At 35.0% G+C, this 23,023-nt stretch carries 20 protein-coding genes; 18 read left to right on the top strand and 2 right to left on the bottom strand.

Annotated features, from left to right (window positions below; genetic code table 11):
* The first annotated feature begins 173 nt into the window (after window positions 1-173).
* The 6 genes from FC88_RS02040 (at window position 174) to ppk1 (ending at window position 7,246) form a co-directional block, all read left to right on the top strand.
* A complete protein-coding gene (locus tag FC88_RS02040) occupies window positions 174-1,040 on the top strand; it encodes a diguanylate cyclase domain-containing protein (RefSeq protein WP_057812276.1) in 867 nt (288 codons plus the stop codon).
* 14 nt (window positions 1,041-1,054) lie between these two features.
* Window positions 1,055-1,204, top strand: coding sequence for a hypothetical protein (locus FC88_RS12750; protein WP_157060407.1), 150 nt, complete (start codon window positions 1,055-1,057; stop codon window positions 1,202-1,204).
* On the top strand, window positions 1,197-2,495 hold the full coding sequence (locus FC88_RS02035) for a glycosyltransferase family 2 protein (protein ID WP_057812274.1): 1,299 nt from the start codon (window positions 1,197-1,199) through the stop codon (window positions 2,493-2,495). The genes FC88_RS12750 and FC88_RS02035 overlap by 8 nt, the downstream gene beginning before the upstream one ends.
* A gap of 12 nt (window positions 2,496-2,507) precedes the next feature.
* Entirely contained in the window at window positions 2,508-3,680 is a 1,173-nt protein-coding gene (locus FC88_RS02030) for a family 8 glycosyl hydrolase (RefSeq protein ID WP_057812272.1), read from the top strand.
* A gap of 160 nt (window positions 3,681-3,840) precedes the next feature.
* Window positions 3,841-5,214 (top strand): DUF2252 domain-containing protein, encoded by a 1,374-nt coding sequence (locus FC88_RS02025; protein ID WP_057812270.1) that lies wholly within the window; start codon window positions 3,841-3,843, stop codon window positions 5,212-5,214.
* 28 nt (window positions 5,215-5,242) lie between these two features.
* Complete coding sequence (gene ppk1 / locus FC88_RS02020; RefSeq protein ID WP_057812267.1) at window positions 5,243-7,246, top strand: polyphosphate kinase 1; 2,004 nt, start codon at window positions 5,243-5,245, stop codon at window positions 7,244-7,246.
* Between the two features lie 38 nt (window positions 7,247-7,284).
* Here ppk1 and FC88_RS02015 read toward each other — a convergent pair whose 3' ends face one another.
* Window positions 7,285-8,190, bottom strand: a complete 906-nt coding sequence (locus FC88_RS02015; RefSeq protein WP_057812265.1) for a proline-specific peptidase family protein — start codon at window positions 8,188-8,190, stop codon at window positions 7,285-7,287.
* Window positions 8,191-8,383: 193 nt separating this feature from the next.
* Here FC88_RS02015 and FC88_RS02010 point away from each other — a divergent pair, with 193 nt between their 5' ends.
* The 11 genes from FC88_RS02010 to helD all read left to right on the top strand — a co-directional run bounded on the left by FC88_RS02010 (window position 8,384) and on the right by helD (window position 20,871).
* The gene (locus FC88_RS02010) at window positions 8,384-9,706 is read left to right on the top strand and encodes an LPXTG cell wall anchor domain-containing protein (RefSeq protein ID WP_057812263.1); all 1,323 of its coding nucleotides are present in this window, start codon (window positions 8,384-8,386) and stop codon (window positions 9,704-9,706) included.
* Between the two features lie 141 nt (window positions 9,707-9,847).
* Window positions 9,848-10,612: a threonine/serine exporter family protein gene (locus FC88_RS02005; RefSeq protein ID WP_057812261.1), complete on the top strand. Its 765-nt coding sequence runs from the start codon at window positions 9,848-9,850 to the stop codon at window positions 10,610-10,612.
* A gap of 8 nt (window positions 10,613-10,620) precedes the next feature.
* Complete coding sequence (locus FC88_RS02000; protein ID WP_057812326.1) at window positions 10,621-11,079, top strand: threonine/serine exporter family protein; 459 nt, start codon at window positions 10,621-10,623, stop codon at window positions 11,077-11,079.
* A 69-nt stretch (window positions 11,080-11,148) separates the two neighbouring features.
* Window positions 11,149-12,708, top strand: coding sequence for a TIGR03766 family XrtG-associated glycosyltransferase (locus tag FC88_RS01995; protein WP_057812259.1), 1,560 nt, complete (start codon window positions 11,149-11,151; stop codon window positions 12,706-12,708).
* 594 nt (window positions 12,709-13,302) lie between these two features.
* A complete protein-coding gene (locus FC88_RS01990; protein WP_057812257.1) occupies window positions 13,303-15,204 on the top strand; it encodes a heavy metal translocating P-type ATPase in 1,902 nt (633 codons plus the stop codon).
* A 60-nt stretch (window positions 15,205-15,264) separates the two neighbouring features.
* Entirely contained in the window at window positions 15,265-15,495 is a 231-nt protein-coding gene (locus FC88_RS01985; RefSeq protein ID WP_057812255.1) for a heavy-metal-associated domain-containing protein, read from the top strand.
* On the top strand, window positions 15,495-16,049 hold the full coding sequence (locus FC88_RS01980) for a ferritin-like domain-containing protein (RefSeq protein WP_057812253.1): 555 nt from the start codon (window positions 15,495-15,497) through the stop codon (window positions 16,047-16,049). The genes FC88_RS01985 and FC88_RS01980 overlap by 1 nt, the downstream gene beginning before the upstream one ends.
* A gap of 13 nt (window positions 16,050-16,062) precedes the next feature.
* Window positions 16,063-16,749: a Crp/Fnr family transcriptional regulator gene (locus FC88_RS01975; protein ID WP_057812251.1), complete on the top strand. Its 687-nt coding sequence runs from the start codon at window positions 16,063-16,065 to the stop codon at window positions 16,747-16,749.
* A 130-nt stretch (window positions 16,750-16,879) separates the two neighbouring features.
* Complete coding sequence (locus FC88_RS01970) at window positions 16,880-17,521, top strand: Firmicu-CTERM sorting domain-containing protein (RefSeq protein ID WP_057812248.1); 642 nt, start codon at window positions 16,880-16,882, stop codon at window positions 17,519-17,521.
* A gap of 135 nt (window positions 17,522-17,656) precedes the next feature.
* Window positions 17,657-18,421, top strand: coding sequence for a formate/nitrite transporter family protein (locus tag FC88_RS01965; protein ID WP_057812246.1), 765 nt, complete (start codon window positions 17,657-17,659; stop codon window positions 18,419-18,421).
* Between the two features lie 131 nt (window positions 18,422-18,552).
* A complete protein-coding gene (helD, locus tag FC88_RS01960) occupies window positions 18,553-20,871 on the top strand; it encodes an RNA polymerase recycling motor HelD (protein WP_057812244.1) in 2,319 nt (772 codons plus the stop codon).
* 50 nt (window positions 20,872-20,921) lie between these two features.
* Here helD and FC88_RS01955 read toward each other — a convergent pair whose 3' ends face one another.
* Window positions 20,922-21,683: a GGDEF domain-containing protein gene (locus FC88_RS01955; protein ID WP_057812242.1), complete on the bottom strand. Its 762-nt coding sequence runs from the start codon at window positions 21,681-21,683 to the stop codon at window positions 20,922-20,924.
* A 604-nt stretch (window positions 21,684-22,287) separates the two neighbouring features.
* Here FC88_RS01955 and FC88_RS01950 point away from each other — a divergent pair.
* The gene (locus FC88_RS01950; protein ID WP_057812240.1) at window positions 22,288-22,944 is read left to right on the top strand and encodes a L,D-transpeptidase; all 657 of its coding nucleotides are present in this window, start codon (window positions 22,288-22,290) and stop codon (window positions 22,942-22,944) included.
* Window positions 22,945-23,023 lie beyond the last annotated feature (79 nt).

Raw genomic sequence — 23,023 nt, 5'->3', positions numbered from 1 at the left:
TTCAGAAATAATAAAAAAGTTCTCAGATTATTCTGGGAGCTTTTTTTTGCGCTTAAATAGACTAATCGTCAATTTAACTAGTAAATCAATGTATCGAAAAATCAATCAAACTATACTCAAGTTGTAGAGATATAAACGGTAGTAAATAAAATTTCTAGTTTGAGGTTGAATAAATGAAATTTAGATCGGTAGAAAATATGATTTTTGCAGGAATGCTTTTGATTCTTGTGTATCAATATGCTTTGCTTTATTTAAGTGTTATTGATGGCTCTTGGGTCAATTTTTTGATTGTTTCTTTAGTATTTATTTTGGGACTATTTTTGGGCCGAACGACTTATATCATTTTGGGTAGTGTTTTGTCGTTTGTCAGTATGAGTGCCGGTGTCTTGATGTTGATGATTCCTTATACAAGAGCGATGTATTTTTGGGCAGCAATTGCTTTATTGACAATTACGCCATTAATGACCTATTTGATGTACTTGTTAGATCATCAATTGTTGAAAAGAAAGGCTTTGATTCAAGAATTCAAACAGATTCAAAAAGAAAAACCTGATGTAGACGTTATTACTGGTGCTTTAAATAAGCATGCTCTGGATAAAGATATCGCTCAAGAATTGAAGCTAGTTTATTATCATGACAAAGATTATCGATTTACTCTGACGATGGTTAAAATTGATTTTTTGGAAAATGTCATTAATTTTTTAGGCAACCAAAGATTCAATCACTTATTAAAAGCAACCTCAGATCATTTGAACAATATGTTATTTACCGTGGATCATTTGTATTACATTGGAACCGGTCGATTTGTGATTTTATCTCCAATGTTAGGAGTTGATAATGCTCCTATTATGAAAAGAAAAATTAAGAGTCATATCGACGATATTGCAGAAAAATTTGGATTGGCTCGTGATGCTCTAGTTTTACGAATGGGACAGGTGAGTTATTCGACGCAAGATAAAGTTCAAAACAGTAGTGTTGAAGATACACTAGCTCAGTTGGAACGGAGTGCAGAAACCGACATAGTTAAAGAATACATGTAAGGGGAAATGGTTAAATGTTAGAAAAATTTGGTTGGCTATTTTCATTTAGTCTTGGTATGACAGTGATTTTTGGAATTATTGTATTTATTTTAGCAATTTGTTGGTGGAAAATTTTTAAATTAACGATTCGTCATTTTAACTTGGAGGATAAAAATCATGATTAAAACTTTTTATGTGATTGCCATCATCACAATTTGGCTATCATTGATCATGATGGTCGTGACACTTTTTGGTGGTATTGTTTTTATTTTTAAACATATGCAACATACTGATATTGATAATTTGCCAGCCTTAAAACGTTATCCCAAAGTTACGTTAGTTGTACCAGCTCATAATGAAGAACTGGTGATTCAAGATACAGTCAAAGCCATTTTGAATTTAAATTATCCCAAGGATCGTTATGAATTGTTAGTTTATGCTGATAATTGTGAAGATAAGACTGCTCAAAAGGTTCAGGAATTAATGTCCTTGAAACAATACCAAGATTGTAATTTTCGAGTCATTGAACGTATTGGTACCGGTGGCAAAGCAGGTGTTTTAAATGATGCCTTAAAAGTCGCTACTGGTGAATATTTAGTAGTCTATGACGCCGATGCAGCTCCAGAAGCAAACGCTTTGTACTTTTTGGTTGAAAAAGTTTTGGAAAATCCGACACGTTATGCGGCAGCTTTTGGACGGAATAAAACACGTAATTACCAACAAAACTTTTTGACCCGTTGTATCAACTTGGAAATCGTTAATACTCAACGGATTCAACATACCGGATTATGGCAGATATTTAAAATCGGACGAATACCGGGAACTAATTTCATTATTAATAAAAAAATGGTTCAAGATCTCGGTGGGTGGAACGATGGTGCTTTAACAGAAGATACAGCTATTTCTTTTAGTTTGATGCGAGAAGGAAAATTGATTGCTTTGGCTCACCGTGCGGAAGCTTTTCAACAAGAACCAGAAACTTTGTCTGCTTATTACAATCAACGTAAACGTTGGGCTCGAGGGAATTATGAAGTGATTATGGATAATATAAAACATTTGTTCGATAACACATCATGGCGTATAAAATTAGAAGTGTTTTATTATATCTGTACGTTCTTTTGGTTTAATTTGGCAATAATTATTTCTAATTTTATTTTTTTATCCAATATACTCATCGCTGGAATTCAACAATTTTGGCCACAAGTTCATCAAATTGTTGCTATAGGAACGCCAATGTCTATTTTATTCATGATTAATTGGCTCTTAATGTACTTTTTATATTTATTACAAATGAATATTGCCTTGGCTAGCGATTACGGGCAAGAAACCGTTAAGAATTTTATGTATACGTTGATATCTTACTTTACTTATGCGCAACTATTTATCGTTGTTTCAGTCGTAGCAATTTGGGATATCATTCGTGATAAATTCACTGGTAAAAATAATACTAAATGGTACAAAACTCAGCGTTTCTAAGGAGTGGTCTTTATGTTTAGAAGACATAAATATCAATGGTTGATCAGTGGACTAATAATTCTTGTTAGTTTTGCTATTGGGATTGCAATTTATAGTACCCAATCCGAAACAAGGCGAACGGGGATTAGCTCACAAACAATTCAATCACAGTATCAACTATGGAAGAAATTTTATTTAAGAGGAGACAAAACTCAAAAATTCGTTAAAACTAACAACGGTACGAAAGATCAGACTCTTTCTGAAGCTCAAGGCTACGGGATGTTGATTACTGTCATGGCAGCTCAGCAAGGTTTTGATAATCAAAGAGTTTTTAATCAATTAACCAATTACTATTTAAATCATCGCATCAGTTCTCAAGATTCTTTAATGGCTTGGCGACAAAAGCAGCAGGGCAATAAGATGGTCAGTACAAAAGCTGAAAAAACGAGCGCAACCGATGGTGATTTAGATATAGCTTATGCTCTGATATTGGCTGATAAACATTGGGGCAGCAAGGGAAAAATAAATTATCATATATTAGCGATGCGCTTGCTCGATGATATTTATAGTCAAGAAATAAATGTTAAGACGGGTTTACCTAAGCTTGGTGATTGGACGAAAGGAAGAAATAATAACGTTGTTAGAACTTCAGATTTAATTTCAGTTTATTTTCGTGAGTTTGCCAGTTATACAAAAGATGGCAAATGGACAAAAACCATGCAGAATAGTCAATATACTTTGCAAAAATTAAGTAATCAAAATCGAACTGGTTTAATGCCAGACTTTATAATGATCAGTGGTAATGATTTAAATCTTAAGGCCGTCAAAGCTAATCAGGTTGCTTCTAAATATGATGCTCAATACGCTTTTAATGCTTGCCGGATTCCTTGGCGAGTAGCATATGATTATCAAATGAATCATAGTCGAATCAGTAAAAACGTGGTGGCCAAAATAGATAGGTTCTTTGAAACACAAAAGAAGATTACAGCAATTTATACCTTAAATGGTAGACCTGTGGAAAATTATGAAAATGAAGCTTTTTGTGCACCAGTAGTATATTCAGCTGAGGTATTGGGTAATCAAGTTTTGAAAAAGCGTTACAAGAAAGTATTGATCAATCCAATCGTCGACAAAGATTATTATCCAACTACGATTCAGATGTTAACTTTATTGGCTATTGGAAATATGAATAATAAGACTCGTTAATACGGGCCTTTTTTTTTACGAGAGATTGTCATAATTTTTAAAAAAATTTAGTCATACTTAAAAAATATATTTTGTTATAGTAAACTTTAATAAAAAAAGTAACGATGAATAATCGTTATCTAGGAAAGCTATTGTATAATAAATTTGAGGAGATGAGATTATGCATCGAACACCCTATACTTATCAAGATACTGATGCCTTCAAGAGTACTGAACAATTGATCATCAGAGGCCGCTTTTTTGCAACGACTGTATCGGATAAGTTCAATCGATTTGAACCAAAGAAACGCAATATCCATAAGATTTTAAACATCAAAAACAAACTACTAGTGCCGGAACTTTTGGCAGTCAAACGGGAAAGAATGTCTAAGTCATTGTTTGCCTTCTTTCGGGGAACGGTTGACGTTATGCACTATGATTTGTCGAGGAATGAAAACAGCGGTATCAAGGTGTTGGTTGGTGGGGATGCTCATCTAGGCAATTTTGGTTTCTATGGTTCTTCTGAGGGACAATTATTATTTGATATGAACGATTTTGACGAGGCGCATTTGGGTCATTGGGAATATGATCTCAAACGCCTGTTAGTCAGTGCTTTAATAGTTGCCAGATCACATGGATTTCCAGAAACCGACGTACAGGAGTTTTTGCTGACGGTAGTGGATACTTATTTTGATACTTTGCATCATATGACGAAGATTTCTGAGATGAAAAGATTCATTTTACCAAATACTTTGCAAAATATTACTGAAATTTTTGGAAATTTGCAGGATAATGAAGAGTATTTTCAGGAATCTTTTAATAAAATGATTGCAAAAAGTATCAAAAAAGCTCAAAGAAGTAACTCTAAACTAGTTATTGAAAAGTATACTGAGGTTGATGCAACAGGGGCTAGACGTTTTGTTGAAAATAAACCAGTTACACAACATATCAGTGAAAAAGATTACAAGAGCGTAGTTGATGGTTACAAAGAGTATAAAAAGGGACAAAGAAGCGATGTCAGACTTTTCTTGGAGGACTTCGATATTGTCGATGTCGTTCGTCATAGCGTAGGAGTTGGTAGCGTTGGAACGCTTTGTTACTTGATTTTGTTACAAGACTTGGACAGCAACTATTTAGTTTTGCAGGCTAAACAAGCACTGCCTATTTATAATGATGATAAATTGTACTCGGGTGATGATGTCAGCCAAGGCCAGAATATTGTCAATAGTCAATTGATTCTTCAGAGTGCTTCAGATCCATTTTTGGGCGCCTTTGATACAAAAAAATATAGTTTCTATATGCGTCAATTTAAAGATATGAAATCATCGATAAATTTGGATAAATTAGATTTTGAATCATTTGAGGATTACGTGAAGGTTTGTGTTATTTTACTAGCCAGAGCACATTCTCATTCGCCAAATTATCCATTGATCATCGGATTTGGAGCTGAATACGCTGATATCGCTAATTCATTGATGACTTTCACAAATAGCTATATCAAGCAAGTTGAATACGATTATGAATCATTTAAAAAAGAGCAGAGGGATGAAAGTTAATTACTAGAAATGAAGGGTTATTAAATATATGAAGGATAAATATTATAATAGGGATTTAAGTTGGATTTTGTTTGATAGGAGAGTTATTGATCAGGCCTATGACCCTAACGTTCCATTTCTGGAAAAATTTAAATTTTTGTCGATTGCATCAAACAATTTAGATGAATTTTTCCGAGTGCGGGTCCATAACATTCATAACTTGGTGGATGAAAAAAGAAATGACAAACGAACTGGCCTATCAGGTAAGAGCGTTTTAGATTTGGAATATGATTTCAATAAGAGAAATATCTCCGAACAATATCAGGCTTATGATAATTTGATGAAAGAAGCTGCTGACAAAGATCTTTTTCATTTAGTTAAATATAAAGATTTATCCGATACAGAAAAGAAAACAGTCAAGAAATTTTACAATAAAAAGATTGCGTCTCGTTTGGACATGCAGCGCTTTTCAAAAGAATATAAATTTAGAAAAAATCTTTATTTTTTAATGGAAACACCTAAGTATACTTACACTTGTCCTATTCCAGAAGATTTGGGACGTTTAGTGGAAACGGGAGTTGAAGGGCGTTACATTTTAATTGAAGATGTTATGCGCGCTATGTTCAAAGATTTGATTAGAAAGTACAAAATTTCTAAGATTATGGTCTTTCGAGCTACTTACGATCAGAACAAGCCTTATGATTTTTTGGAAAAAGGTATGAGTGATGAAGAATATTTAGAAAAGATGATTCACTATGTCGATACGAGAGATTTGCGAGAAATCATGCGAATTGAGTTTTCTGATGAAGATGAAGAGAAGGGGCGTAAATATTTCTCTAAATTGATGAAGCTTAACAAGAAGAGTGTCTATAAGGTACCTGGACCAGTTGATTTGAAATTCTTGAATATTTTTTACAAGAAATTCCGTGATCATAAAGACTTAGTCAATCAACCATTTGAAGCTTTAGATTGGAATAAATCGCATAATATTTTGGAATATTTGAATCATTCGCCAATTTTAGTGCAATATCCTTATGACTCATTCAACGTTTTCGTTAAATACTTAGAAGCTGCTGTTAATGATCCAAAAACTACTAAGATTTGTATTACAATTTATCGGACTGAAAAGAATTCAGAATTGTTACGTCTTTTAAAGGAAGCTTCGGCTAAGGGAATCGGTGTAACAGCAGTTGTGGAATTACGAGCACGTTTTGATGAAGTTCATAATATTGAAGTGGCAAAGGAACTTAAACAGGCGGGAGTCAAAGTTATCTTCGGTGACAAAATCAACAAAGTACACTCTAAGATCTGTATGGTTTTACATGCCGACAATACTGGATATGTGCAAATCGGAACTGGAAATTATAACGCAATAACTGCCAAAGGATTCACTGATATTAGTTATTTCACAAGTAACCAAACATATGTTGACGATGCCATTAAATTCTTCAATTACTTAATGACAGGGCATAAATCACAATATAATTTATTGACAGCTTCACCTAATGGCATTAACGATATGGTCATTGCTAATATCGAAAAAGCTGCTCAAGCATATTTGCGTGATGGGCAAGGGGAAGTTTTTATGAAGATGAATGGATTGACTGATATTGATATCATCAATGCCATTTATAAGGCTGCCAAAGTAGGATTGCCATTTAGATTGATTGTCAGAGGACCTTGTTCTTTGAAACTTGGAATTTGTGGTCCAAAGGAAAATATTCGTGTTAAGAGTATTGTTGGTCAATTACTTGAACACAGTCGAATTTTCAAATTCCAATTTGGTCACGATCATACAGAAGTTTGGATTTCCTCTGCTGATATGATGACAAGAAACTTGGAACGTCGTGTTGAAATTGCTGTACCGATTATTGAAGAAAAACCTAAACAACAATTGATTAAGATTATTAAGGTTTTCTCAAAAGATACCGAAAATTCATATGTTTTAGATAGTAATGGCGAATATGCTAAACATTCTCAAAAACATGGAATTTCTGCTCAACAAACTTGGTTGGGCCGTCTCAAGTGGAGAAAATATATTAAAACTAATTAGACAAAACAAAAAGCCCTCCGAAATGGAGAGCTTTTTTGCTAGTCGTTGAAGTTACCTGATTCAACATCTTTGATGAATTGTTCCAAGTGATCGAAGTAAACAGGAGCGTTATCGATCATGTGGTGGTGACCACCGTTTGGAGTTGTAACTAGACGTGCATGTGGAATTTCTTTTTGCATAATCTTAGCAGTAGAAATAGGCATCGTTTCATGTTCACCAAAAGTTAACAATGTAGGAACAGTGATTTCCTTAAGGTGCTTTCTGAAATGCCAATCCTTTAATTTACCAGTGATGACAAACTCGTTGTCACCTTGGAATGTGTTGTAAACGGGAACAGACATAGTATCGATCAAGTGTCTGATGGCTGTTGGTTGTTTACGATCAACGTATTCGGCATTTAGGATGTCAACGTAGCTTTGGTATGTTGGATCTGATAATTCATTTTTAGCTTCGATTTCTTGCATGTACTTAACTTTGTCAGGACCTAGAGTATCGAGACGACATTGGTTAACACTCTTAACGTATTCGTCAATTTCGTCGACCATACTTGAGATGATAGCACCCTTTAAATGTTGACCATATTTAGCAGCATACATTTGAACCAAAGCACCACCCCATGATTGGCCAATGAGGTAGAAGTTATCTAGTCCCAATTTTTGTCTAACTTCTTCAACTTCTTCTAGGAAGTAGTCATAAGTTAGGTATTTCTTAGCAATCTCTGGGTCAGAATAGTCGGGTTGGTCTGAATACCATGAGCCAAGTTGATCGTACATCGTAACTTGTACGCCGAGATCAGCTAATTTTTCACCGAAGTTTTCCCAGTATTCGTGGTTACCACCAGGTCCACCGTGGAGACAAAGTAGTTTGATGTCACCGTGTCCTTGTGTGTTAGTCCACAAATGATATCCGTTGTCGAGAGTTAGGATTGTTGTCCCTTGTTTCATAAAAAAGTCACCTTCCTGCATGTAATAAATATAAGTATATATCTATTCATTAGTTTATTTCAAATATTCCTATAATGCTACTTTAATACTTCTAATGAAAATAAAATCGATAATTTGGGAAACTTGTCTTATTATTTCCGGAGAAAGATATTAATATGATAAAATTGGTATATATGTTAAAGGGGACGATAAGATGAAGAAATTTTTAATCAGTCTATTGTCTGTGGGGATGCTTTTAGGAATATTTGGTGTGGTAGGTCTGAATGATACGGGCTCACCCAATGTATTAGAAGAAACAGTTCAAGCAGATACAAATGATAGCGATAATAAAACAATTAATTACGAAGTTTATAAAGAGAATTCCAATGCTTTGTCACCAATGAATACTTTGTTTACTAAGAGTGCGACAATTGTTCCTAACAATGATGGAACGTATAAGGTCTTTGTTACGGCTCGTGTCAGCAATATCAGTGGTTTGACAGTTTCAACTATTGATAATCAAACGCCAAAGGTTACGACTAAGGATAGTCACCACCTTCAAATTAGTTTTACAATCGACGGTTTGAATGATTTGGACAAAGATATTCCAGCAACAGTACAAACCAAATTATTGTTGCTCAATGTTGATAAACAGAATGTCACTTTTAAATTCGATATGAGTTCGTTGGATGATCCAAATTCACAAACTCTAGCGGATAGTCTTAACAAGATAACTCAGGCGGAGAATAATATTACCGGTAGAGTTAATAATGCTAAAACGTTGTTGAATGATTTTAGAGCAAGTAATAATTCCGATAATGATATCATCGCTACTCCGAGTGAGGATGACGATGATACGGATACTACTCAAGATAATAATGATACTGATACTAATGATTCGACTGATACGCAAACGCCTAAGACTATTTTGAAGGAATTGACGTATCAAATTTCCAAAAATAATGGCGATGGTTCTTTGATTTCACCTTACTTCACTAATACAGCTAAGGTTATGCAAAATCCCGATGGTACTTATTATGTTGAAGCAACAATCAAGTATCCGAAAAAATTTGGCAATACTGCTTTTGAAATCAACGCCATCAATGGTCAAAAGCCATTTAATTTAACCTTCAAGAGTGAAGGAAACAGTAATTACATTACTTTTGACTTTCCAATCAAGAAGTTAACCGATTTGAGTAGTTTGATTCCAGGTGATATTTCTTTAAATATTCCTGATTTTGGCTTGGACAAAGATTTAAACTTCGATTTGAATTTTGGTAGTTTGAATCCTGCTGATTTATCTAGCTTGTTAGATAGTTCTAGTTCTAATTCAGATGATGCTTCAGGATTGATTTCTGATTTGGGTAGTTTGAGTAATATTAGTGACGTGCAGACGGTTAAAGATGAAGACAACAAATCAAAAACTGCCACGTTGCCACAGACTGGTAGTGAATCAACTGATATTGTTTTTGTTATAGCTGGTCTAGTCGTCTTATTGTGGGTAATCTTGATAAAGGGATTAACTTTCAAACGTTAAAATAATTTGTAAAAATGAGTGGATTCATGAAGATGGATTCGCTTTTTTTATTATTAAAATTATCCAAAAACTGTTTTTCTAGATTAGAATATGTTAATAATAGTTTATCAAGACAAAATCTACCATTTGGAGGGAACCAGCATGGAGACAATAACAGCAACAGAAATTGTTACTCTTTGTGGTCAAGTGGGTACGATTCTACTAGAAAATGGGGCGGAAACGGCTCGAGTTGAAAATACAGTTGAATATGTTGGAAGAGCTGCCAATTTACCGGTTGTTTGTCACGCGACAATGACTGGTATTTTTGTTAGTTCGGAAAAGGACGCTGCCACCAGAATTTTTAAGGTGCGAGTGGGAGACTTCAACTTACAAAAAGTAGATGACATCAATACTTTATCAAGACAGTTTTATCGACACGAAATTAGTTTTAAAAAACTCAAAAAAGAAGTACAATCAGTCGATCATGAATCAAGGGATTTTTCGTGGTTAGTCAAATGTATCGGAGCAGGATTAGTTTCCATGCCACCAATGCTTTTGTTCAAGGCTACTTGGGGTGATTTATTTATTGCTTTTTTCGTGGGAATTATCGGTTATTTGATTTCTCAATTCGTAGCTCATCACAATAAAACGCCCTATATACCAGTGGCTTTAGGAAGTCTAGCGATTAGCTTTATTGCCAATGTTTTAGGTGATGTTAGCATTGCCCATGATGCCAATTACATTATTATCAGTGCTTTGATGCCATTAGTTCCTGGCGTGCCAATGACTAACTCTTTAAGAGAAATTATTGAGAGAAATACGATCTCCGGATTGGTTCGGGCAACGGATGCCATTATGTCCGGCATTTCTATCGGTAGTGGTGTAATTGTAGGACAAATTTTAATGCAAACGATTTGGGGAGGTTAATCATGGCAATGCAACTAGTTTATGGATTTATTTTTGGCTTTTTGTCTAGTGTTGGCTTCGGCATTATCACCAATAATCCCCGGCGGACTTTGGTTCCAGCTGGAATTGTTGGTGCGTTAGCTTGGATAGTTTATATTCTTGTTGAGTCGATCAACCATGGTCTAATTATGCCCAATCTCTTAGGAGCGGTCGTGATAGGTTTGTTAGGGAATTTATGTGCTATTTTGGTGCGAGCACCAGTTAATATTTTTTATGTACCTTGTTTAGTTTCACTAGTTCCTGGGGCAATTTTGTACGACAGTATGAAAAATTTTACTTTGGGAAAAGACGCTCTAGCTGCCTATGGTTTTGTGAAAGCTTTGACTGTGGGGATGTCTTTGGCAATTGGTTTTATTATTGCTGAAACGATTGCTAATAAAATCTATCCACGATTAAAACGTTATTTATTAGAAAAAGAAAGTAAATAGTTTCTGTGGTTTATAAAAAAAGGCTTACGTTGTACTCTATTCATATAAGGAAGCAAATTGAGGGAATATATGAGAGAGACGCTATTTAAATTTAATCATCGAGCTATAAAGATAATTTTTTATATCTTTTTTACAGCTACGTTTATTTTTGCTTTAACATCGTCTAATCTGATTTTGGGAGACAATCCAATTACAAAAATCGGTACGACGGCTTTTACAACAGTAGTGTTATTGATATTTGCGGCATTGTTCACTGTTTGTTACGTTAATCATTCAGTAAGGGATTTTTTACTATGGTCATTTGTTGATCGTAGCTGGATTACCGCAACGGTTTGTTTCATATTGGCAATTTTGATTCAAATTGGCTTTGTTTCATTGATCCACTATGGAGTACACGATGATGTTGGGGCAGTTCACGCAGCCTTAACGAACACTAAGGATGTCAATCTCATTGGTTACTTTAGTGTTAACCCTAATAACTTGGGATTGTTATTGCTACAGCATCAAATTGCTTTGATTTTTCATCGCACGTCGTGGTTGTTCTTTGATTTTATGACGATTTTTATGGTGGATTTAGCAGCGTTGTTCAATTTAGGGTCCGTCTTTGTGATAGATAAATCAAAAATTCCCATTCTTTTGTACCTTCAAGCTATGTGGATGGCACTTTTTCCAGCAATAGTCGTCCCTTATACTGACACTTGGGTTTTGCCATTTGTAGCATTTTATATTCTTTGTTACGTCATTGTTGCTCGTTCCAGTATAGGTAAGATTTGGAAATTGATTTTCACGATTTTAGGTGGATTTACCGTTGGGGCAACGTATTTTATCAAGCCATCTGGGATCGTACCGATGATTGCGATTATAATTATCGAATTAGTTAGTTTGCTTAATAAAAATAAAAAACATTGGATTTGGCTATTTTTGGTAACGAGTATTTTTGCCATCAGTGCTGGTGGTAGTTATTACAAAATCAATCACATAATCGATAATCAGACGTATATTCACGTCAATACTTTCCGGGCTAAACCGATGATTCACTTCATCAATATGGGGTTATCTAAAACCGGTGGCTACAATGCCAAAGATTCATATAAGATGGTTATTTTGATCAACAAAAAAGATCGAATCAACTATTCAGTTAAATCTATCAAAAAGAGACTCCATAAGATGGGATTTGCTGGCTACATCAAATTCTTGATTGTAAAACAAAAGAACAATACTTCTGACGGGACTTTTGGTTGGCTACGCGAAGGTATTTCAGCACCTAGTAAATACACGCCAGATAAACACGGTTTCAAAGGTAAGCTAGAAAATTTCGTACTATTATATGGTAATAATGTCGGTGATTTCCGCTTCTTAACACAAATATTTTGGTGTATTTGGTTAGGTTTAATTTTCTTTGCTTGGAAGGACAACCGAAAAATTGTCCAAATATTACGATTATCTTTAGTCGGTGGCTTTATTTTCTTACTGATCTTTGAAGGTGGAAGAAGTCGCTATTTGATTCAGTTTTTACCAGTGTTCTTAATTTTGGCAACTTTGGAATGGAAGACTTCGGTGCAACAAATCAGACGATTGTTGAAGTGGAATCTTAATCCTGGACCCAAACATCGAAAAAAAGTACTTTAGAATGCCGTCCTCCATAGCAAAGAAAATTTGGCCGGAACGTAGTGGGTCGACTTGGAGCCTTTGCTAAGACCAAAACCGGGCAAAGTCTTCAAGCTCGGTCTTTTACTACTGAGCCAATTTTCTTTGCTATTCCAGACTGGATAGTGGTTTATATTTTTATATAAGTTACTTCAGAAAATTAATAGAAGATATTATCAGAATTGCAGTATATTGCTGTGGTTTGGTAATGTCTTCTTTTTATTTAGTACTGTAAAAAAAAGAAATAGAATAGTTATTAAAGAAATACGTGTATGACTCTATCCAAATAGAAATTGGACTCTAGTCGGGAGTAAAAGCCCTGTGATGGCTCAGCCGCCAAATTTTACTTAGCAACTTGTTGCTTAGTAAAAGACCCAGCTTTGAAACAATACGCCTTTGGTCCATGTATTGGTTCAAAGTGGCGTCGGCAGCGTTCCAGCCAATCACAGGGCTTTTGCGGACGACGGCATACTTAGCAAAAATTAAAAATCTTTTCCCAAACTTGACCCGCATCAATTTTTTAATCCCACTTACCCTTTAGAATATGTCTTGTAAGTTAAGAGAGAGGTAAGCGAAATGACAAAATTAAATATATGGATTTCGAAAAATCAAAATAAGATGACCGCATCAATCGCTGTATTGATTGCACTTAGTTTGATTTCAGATTATTTGCTACATTTTGAAACTATTGCAACAGTCTTTATGATCGTTGCTAGTATCATTGGGGCAATTCCAGTTGCATTGCATGCTTTCGGTGCTTTGCAAAATAAAGTTATTAGTATTGAATTACTAGTTACGATTGCTGTTGTAGGGGCTTTTATCATTGGAGAATATGAGGAATCAGCTATTGTTACATTCCTATTTCTCTTTGGTAGTTACCTCGAACAAAAGACTTTGGAAAAGACACGTTCTTCAGTTAAGAGTTTGACAAAGATGGCTCCGACAACTGCCGAACTAGTCAACGAAGACGGTACAACTGAAACTGTTGATGTTGATGATTTGGACGAAGGGGATCACGTTTTAGTTAAACCAGGTGGTCAAATTCCTGTCGATGGAAAGATCATTGATGGAATTGGCTATATGAATGAAGCTTCAATTACTGGTGAATCAACACCCGTTCAAAAGAGTAATGGCGACAAAGTTTTTGCTGGTTCAATTGCTGACAATGGAACTATTACGATTGAAACAACTTCCGTTGGTGAGGATACTACTTTTGGTAAAATTATCGAATTAGTCGAAGAGGCTCAAGATAGTCAATCACCTGCCGCTCGTTTTATTGATAAATTTGCTACATATTACACACCTGCAGTTTTGATTATTGGTATTTTAGTTTGGATCTTTACTCAAAACTTCCCACTAGCTATCACCGTATTGGTTTTAGGATGTCCTGGTGCTTTAGTTATCGGTGCTCCAGTTTCAAACGTTGCCGGAATTGGTAATGGTGCCAAGAATGGTATTTTGATGAAGGGTGGAAACGCCGTAAATACTTTCTCACATGTTGATACTTTAGTTCTTGATAAGACTGGTACTTTGACTACAGGCAAGATGTCTGTCACTGATATCGATAACTTTGGCAAAGATAAGAATGAAGATTTGGCTTTGCTTTCAGCGGTAGAAAATACTTCTGATCACCCATTGGGCCAAGCTATTGTTAGACACATTAATGATTTAGGAATTACTGATACGCCAAAATTACCTGAATTAGATACTGTTAAAGGCCAAGGTTTAGTTGGTCAAAATGATGATTTCAAGATTTTAGTTGGTAATGAACGTTTGATGAAAGCCAACGATGTAAAAATTTCTGATACACAAAGAAAAGCAATCAACAAGCGTATGAATGACGGTGATTCAGTTGTCTTGATGGCTGTTGATCAAGAATTGCGTTTAGTCGTTGGTGTTAATGACCAATTGAGATCAGATGCTAGAGAAGGACTTCAAGCTCTTAAGGATGCTGGTTTGAGACGAGTAGTTATGTTGACAGGTGATAACAAAGTTGCCGCTCAACGTGTTGCACAAAGACTTCCAATTGATGAAGTTCATGCTGAATTACTACCAGAAGATAAAGTTGAATTTGTTAAGAAGTTCCAAGAACAAGGTAGTACCGTAGCCTTTGTTGGTGATGGTATCAATGATTCACCTTCACTCGCTACTGCAGATATTGGTATTGGAATGGGTACTGGTACTGATGTAGCTATTGAGACATCTGATATTATCCTAGTTAAATCTAGTTTTGATGCTTTAGCACATGCTTATACTTTATCCAAGAAGACCGTTGCTAATACGAAAGAAAATATCATCATCGCGGTTGGAACAGTTGCCTTACTATTATTAGGTTTGGTCGTTGGCATTATCCATATGGGTAGTGGAATGTTTGTTCACGAAATTAGTATTTTAGTAGTTATCTTCAACGCAATGAGATTAATTGGAAATAAATCTTCAAAACTTGATTCAAATCAAGTTGTTAGTCCAGCCAACTAATTAGAATAGTATTTGTAAGTTAGATGAACAAAGATATTTTAAATACGGAGGAATTTAATTATGGCAAAAGTTATTTTACAATTAGGCGATTTGACATGCCCATCATGTATGACAAAGATTAGAAAAGCAGTTGAAAATCAAGATGGCGTTTCAGATGTTAAGGTTCTCTTCAATGCTGGTAAAGTTAAGGCCAATATTGATCAAGCCAAAGTTACAGGAAATGACCTATCATCAGTCATCACAGATTTAGGATACGAAGTTAAAAAAGTTAAAACTAAGGAGCTTGCATAATGACAGAATTAACAATCGATGAGAAGTTTGCGGCAGAACAAAAACAAGCAGATGCCGATCACCACAAACCAACAGCCGGAGCAATGACAGGACATATCGTTTCCAATCATTTCTTATTGAACATCAAATTACACCAAATTAAATGGTTCGTTAAAGGTGCCAATGCTGAAAATTACAAAGCCGTTTTGAATCAAACTATTGACGAAAACAACGCCTGGTATGATAAGATAGCCGATGAATTGTTGGATGAAGGTGAATTGCCTCCTTCAACTATGAAAGAATATTCAGAATACGCCATGATCGAAGAAGACGGTAAAAACAAGTACTTGAAGGCTGAAGACATGCTTCAAACCGTTGTTGACGACTTCACAACTGATAACATGTTCATAACTCGTGCTATCAAGTTAGCTCAAAAAGAAGATCGTCCTTTCATGGAACAAGTATTGGTTCAATTATTAGGTTTCAATAATCACCAAATCAGAATCTACCAAGCACTTCTTGGCAAGTCAGCTAAGGAAGGCTTTGAAGAAGAAGACGATGAGGACTTTGACTAAGGAGCGGTAATTAATGGTAAAACTATTGCATGACCACACAGCTGAAGATTGTGTTGAATTGGTTCCAATTTTTGACAATTTATCTAAAGATGAAAAGAATACAATCGCAACTTTAGTGACTCACCATCACTATAAAACTGGCGAGTATTTATTCTCTGCTGGAGATACATCTGATTCATTGATCATCGTGGCTCATGGCCAAGCAAAGGTTTTCCAAATGGCTACTAGTGGTAAAGAACAGATGCTAAGGATTTTACAAACAGGTGATTTTGATGGCGAAGCAGCATTGTTTACAAATAGTGATCACAATAGTTTTGCTCAAGCTCTGATGAAGACTGATGTTTGTCAGATTTCTCGAGGGGATTTCCAAAGATTGATGCAAAAGACTCCTGAAATGGCTGTCAATATGGTCAATGCTTTAGGTAAGAGAATTGCTCAGTTGGAACAACAAACAACTGAAGTAACGACTGCCAGTGTTGAAAGTCGCTTAGCTAATTATCTACTGGAAACTAGTGCCGGCTTGAATCAGGAGGTATTTAAGCTACCCCTTAAGAAAAAAGATATCGCAACTTATCTAGGAACGACCCCTGAGACAATTAGTCGTAAACTTACATCATTGACTAAACAGGGTATGATTGAAAAAATTAGTAACAATGAATTTAAAATCTTAGACGCTGATCGGTTAATGATGATCGATTGATTAAAGAAGCTAGCTGCAAAGCTGGCTTTTTTGCTGCAATTTTGTTTATTGTATTGCTTATTTTTACCCTATATAGTACCTTGTAATTAGTATAGACCAATCTTGAATACAGGATTAAAAAGGGGTAAATATGCGTAAAATAATTTTCACATTAATGATTTTATTTGGCGTAGGGATGTCATTTGAACCAACAGTTGTCTCAGCTGCAACAGATGATTTTAATATTAAGATCGATGGTAAATTTTCAGATTGGGATGATAAGCCAAAGCACGATGTTTACTATGATTTTGGCCCTGTGAAAGAGGCTTCTTTATTGGCTGACGATAAATATATTTATTACTATGTCAGTACATCGAAGAGTCATAAAGATACTCTTGGTTTTCAAACTATTGACTACCAATTAAAAATCGGAAATCGCCAACACGTAATTTATGTCAAAAATGCCTGGGATATTAAACCTAATAAAAATACTAAGGTTTTGTTGCAAGATACTAGTAATGGTGATAGAAATTTAGTTAATTCTTCGGCAATTGTGCATCGATTCGTTGGTCCTGGGTATGACTATGCGATTATGGAGTGTCGAATTCCTTATGAGGAGTTAGATGTTGCACCAATGGCAGGACAAGAAATCAGTATGAAGACACCACAATTAGGAACACAAGTCATCATGGCTGCCGGTGGTAGTACGGGTCCATATGTTTTGGCCGGTGTCGGTATATCTATTGCTGCGTTTGGAATATTCAAGTATCGAAAAAGAAAAATAGTTAAATAAAAATAACGCAAATCATAATAAATTTGCGTTATTTTTATGTATACGTGTTATCCGAACTATTGTTAGAAATATTATTGACCTTGTTCGTGATATGCTGTATTTTTAATTCACCAAATCTAAATATGGGGATTAAATATGTTTACTCCGGAAGAAATTTTACAAAAGAGTATTAATGCAGGAACTAACAAGTTGAAAAAAACTTTCCTGGCGAAAATGATTTTAGGTTTTATCGGTGGGGCAATGATTTCTTTAGGATTTCTCGCTTACGTCAGGGTAACGGCTTCAATTCCCAAAGACTTAGCTAGTGTCAAAGCTTTAGTTGGTGGAGCAGTCTTTCCAATCGGGTTGATCGTTATTTTATTAGCTGGTGGCGAATTGGCGACTGGAAATATGATGGCTGTGGGAACGTCGTTGTTTGATAAAAAGGCTCACTTATTGGATTATTTGAAAAATTTGTTGGTAATTACGTTGTTTAATTTTATCGGTGCAATTTTTGTCGCTTACTTCTTTGGTCATGTAGTAGGATTGACGCATGCGCAACCTTTTCAACAAGCTGTAATTAGTATTGCTAGTGCTAAGACCGATGCTAGTTTTTGGTCAGCTTTGATTTCTGGCATCGGCTGTAATTGGTTAGTCGGATTGGCTGTTTGGTTGTCCTTTGGAGCCAAAGATGCAGCTGGAAAGATTTTGGGAATTTGGTTTCCTATTATGATTTTTGTGGCAGTAGGATTTCAGCATAGTATTGCTAACTGTTTCATTATTCCGGCAGCGATTTTTGAAGATGGCAGTACTTGGGGATTATTTTTCCAAAACTTTGTTCCAGTATATTTAGGTAATATTATCGGTGGTTTAATCTTTGTGGCTGGATTTTATTACTATAGTTATGCCGATAAAAAATAAATAATAGTAATAATTAATACCGTAGTGATGGAATATTCATTGCGGTATTTTTGTTGTCATAACGGCTCTTCTTTGAAATCGGTAGTCAATAATGGTAACATTATATAACTTTAATTTAAGAGGTTGTTATGATGACAGATAAATCTAAAGTTAGTGAATTAGATGAAAAACAAATTGAACAGGCACATCTCGATGATGTGGTTGATAAAATCAAGAAGTCTGAAACTAAACTTCAAGAACACATTACCGTCGCTGAAGAAGATCTAAAAGTTATTAATGATGCTTTTGATGACATTCATTTGGGTGTCAGTGGCGACTCAATTTCGATGGATGCAGCACTTTCGATTCATCAACAACAACAAATGCTCGATGAAAGAAATAACAGTTGGCAACAATCACGTCAACGTTTGGATATTTTAAAGAAGCTGGAAAAGACACCATTCTTCGCACGACTAGATTTCCAAGAAAAAGGCGAACCTAAGAAAGAGTCAGTTTATATTGGTTTGAGTTCCTTTACTGATGAAAAAGACCATTTCTTAGTTTATGACTGGCGAGCACCAATTTCTTCAATTTATTATGATGGAAAATTGGGTGAAGTTACTTATCAAACCCCAGATGGCGAACAATCAGTTGACTTATTTTTAAAACGTCAATTCTTAGTTGAAAATGGCAAAATCAAAGCTTATTTTGATACTCAAGAAACTATTGGAGATCAAATGTTACTGGAAGTTTTGGACGGTAAATCTTCAACGCACATGAAGGGTATCGTCAAGACTATTCAGAGTGAACAAAATAAGATTATCCGTGATACGAAATCTAAATTGTTGTTCGTTCAAGGAGCTGCTGGGTCTGGTAAAACTTCTGCTATCTTGCAAAGAATTGCTTTCTTACTATACAGATATCGTGGGACATTAACTTCTAGTCAAGTAGTAATGTTTTCACCAAACTCACTATTTAATGACTATATCAAAGATGTTTTGCCTGAAATGGGTGAACAAAACATGGTTCAAATGACTTATAAGCAATTCTTAGCTCGTCGTTTGCCTAATTTAAGTGTAGAAACACTCTCAGAACAATTTGAAACTGTTGTTGATACAGAGAGCAAGAATGTTGGAAAATTCGTCACAGATCTCGAATTCTTCAAGATTTTGACCAACTACAGTAAATTGTTAGGTCAAAGTGGAATGGCCTTCAAAGATATTAAATTTCAGGGCAAAGTTTTCATTCCTAAAGAAAAGATTCAAGAAATTTATTACAGTTACGGTCCTCAATACAATTTGGGAAATCGTTTGGATGCGACGGTTGATCGATTGGTTAAAATGCTACGTCGTAAAATCGGTTCGGAAATGCGTTCAAAGTGGGTTTCTGAACGAATTGAAAACTTGAGTAAGGAACAATTACAAGCTCTTTATGTGACTGCTGATCAAGAATTCAAAAATGGCGATGAAGAAAGAAAATTCCTAGCTCGTAAGATTGTTACTGCAATGATGCAAGGTGTTTATAAATACATCAAACAATTGCGTTTCTTGAATGTAGCTACTAACTATTTGAATTTCTTAAAAGCTGTGCCAAAGATCGTTGATTTACAAAAACATGGAATCACTGAAGAGCAATGGAAGAAATATGTTACTGAATTTGTCCAAGATTTCAATAACAAACAAATTTCAATGAATAACCTCAGTCCATATTTGTACTTGTATGACTTAGTAACGGGTAAGCATGGTGAATTGGAAATGAAGTTCGTCTTTATCGATGAAATTCAAGATTACACTCCATTCCAACTAGCTTATATGAAGTACAAATTCCCAAGAGCTCGTTACACGATGCTAGGAGACTTGAATCAGTCAATCTTTACTAAGAAAAATAGTCAAACACTCCTTTCTGAAGCACAAAGTTTATTCGATGCCGACGAAACGCGAGTAGTGCAATTAGTTCATTCGTATCGTTCTACAAAACAAATTACGGACTTTACGAAGGCAATTTTGACGAATGGACAAAAAATTGAGCCTTTCAATCGAAATGGTGATTTGCCTAACCTTTGGCAAGCGCAATCAGAGGAAGAATCAGTCCAACAAGTTATCAAGCAAATAAATTCTAATGATGAACATAAATATACGACGGCCATTATTGCCAAAACGTTAGCGGATGCCGATCAGTTACATAAGATGCTAAGTGAGCAAGGCGTTAAGTCCACTTTGATCCGTTCTGAAAACCAACGTTTAGCAACTGGAACTATCGTTTTGCCATCATTCTTGGCTAAAGGTTTGGAATTTGATGCAGTCATTATGTGGGATGCTTCAAAGGACAAATTCGATGAAGATGAGCAACAGTTAGTTTATACGATTGCTTCTCGTGCTATGCATAGATTGACAGTTACTTCAATCGGTGAATTGTCACAGTTGTTGCAACGAGTACCAGAGAAGTATTATCAGGTTAAAGAAAAGGCCTAATATTAAAAATAAAGACTGTATCTATTGGTTGATGCCAATGATACAGCCTTTTATTTTTTAGTTATCCGATTACGACCGTCGCGTTTAGATTGATACATTGCCTGATCTACGCGATCATAAAACATTTGTGAATTAAGGTCGTCTTGATTTACTTCTGATATTCCGATTGAAATTGTAATATCAATTTGTTGTTGTTCTGTTTCTTGATTGTAAATAATTGTCGTGTGATTAATAGCCAAACGAACTTGATTAATGAATGTATCGGTTTTGTTGATAGAATAGCCGGGGAAAATAATATTAAATTCTTCACCACCGGTTCTGTAGAGTGAGATAGTAGGATCATTTTCATTAATTATAGTTTGAACAATATCGACGACTGTGGCTAAGACTTTATCGCCAGCCAAATGTCCAAAAGTATCATTTACCAATTTGAAATGGTCGATATCAAACATAGCCATAGTTAGGGGCTTTTGATTTTGGATACTATTTTTAAACTGATGCTTTAATTCAATTTCGAAGATGGTATAGTTTTTTGAATGCGTCAGTTCATCATGACTAGCTAGAGAAAACAATTTCTTTTTAAGACCATTTTCTCGGGTTATTAAACTAATATAGCCAAGAGCAAAAATTGTGAAGAATATCATGTAAGTCAATTGTTTCAATACAGTAATGGCAGATAAAGAAAATTTTATTTTAGCTAAAGACCATAAAATAAAGCCAAAGATCAAAATATCCACGGCATAATAAGAAAAAGGAAAGCTGTCAGGAATTTGTTTTTTGATGTATTTCAATGATCCATAGAAAATGATCAAAGTGATAGAAAAGCACCATGACTCCCAATAATAAATGGCGGAATTAAAAATCATGAAGATAAGAATTATGGGAATAAAAATATGGTATTTGATTGGAACATTTAATAGGATTGCTAGAAAAACCAGAGCAGTTATTTGAAAATTAATAAAGAGCCAATTAGTAGGTGTATGGGATATTATTACTTGAAAAGATATTAGTAATAGAAAAATATATAGGACACCTAACCAAGGCCTAAGTATATCTGTAGAGATATCTATTTGACGTTTATATAAAAGTAGCCTCACGCCATCAAAAAGGATTTCATAAAAGACAAATACTCCTAGGATAAAGAATAGACTGATTAAGAGAGGAGCAAACTGTACTACATAACTCGCCAGCATTTTTAAAATTTCCCCCTAGAAATTAAATATAAATACTTGAATTATCAAATAGCAGTAATTAAATATCTAAAATATAAATAGTTCGATTAGAGTATAACCGATTATTAGTCTATTTATAAGAGTATAAATTTATAGAATGTCTCATTCATTTTAACCACCCTTGATGTTTTTTATACGCCATGTAATAATTATTACTATGTTATTACGAGTTTGGGGATAAAATATGAATTATAAAAAAATATCAGGAATTGCTATTATTGTTTTATTTATCGCAGCACTAGGATACGGGGGCTATCAAGCTGTTGCTAGTCAGACTAAAGATGTCAAAGTTGAAGCTAAAGATTCAGCTAAGGTAAAGAAGGCTCCCAAAAAGGAAGTTCCTTCACCTAAAAATGTCAAAGATGACAAAGACATGGTGCCATTGAAGGATTTTGATTATAATACAGCTTCGGAAAAGAAAGATTATCCTAATTTGGCAGATCATCCAGATGCTTTCATCGATGTTGATATTGCTACTCAAAGGATGTATATCAAGGACGGCAAGACAGTTCTTTACGAAATGTATGCCTCAACTGGTAAAAAAGATGCTACACCAAAAGGTACTTATCACATTCAAGGTGAACGTGGAGAATTCTTCTATACTCAACCATTGAAATTAGGTGCTTATTATTGGGTTTCATTCTTAAATCATGGCGAGTACTTATTCCATACAACCCCAACTGATGAACAAGGAAACTACGTTGAGTCGATTGCCAAGACTTTAGGTAGAGAGCCATCATCACACGGTTGTATTCATTTGTCTGTGCCCGATTGTAAGTGGGTCTATGAGAATGTGCCATACGGTATGAAAGTTGTTATTCATGGTGATTTTAAAGCATAAGAAAAGAGGTTAATTGCAATTGCGGTTCTTTCTTAAGTTAGGTTAGTGCTGGATGTCGTCGTCCGTTCCGCTTTGTGGA

The organism is Companilactobacillus futsaii JCM 17355 (assembly GCF_001435505.1).
In the GTDB taxonomy this organism is placed as follows: Bacteria; Bacillota; Bacilli; order Lactobacillales; family Lactobacillaceae; genus Companilactobacillus; species Companilactobacillus futsaii.
This window is presented reverse-complemented; position numbering and strand designations above follow the sequence as displayed.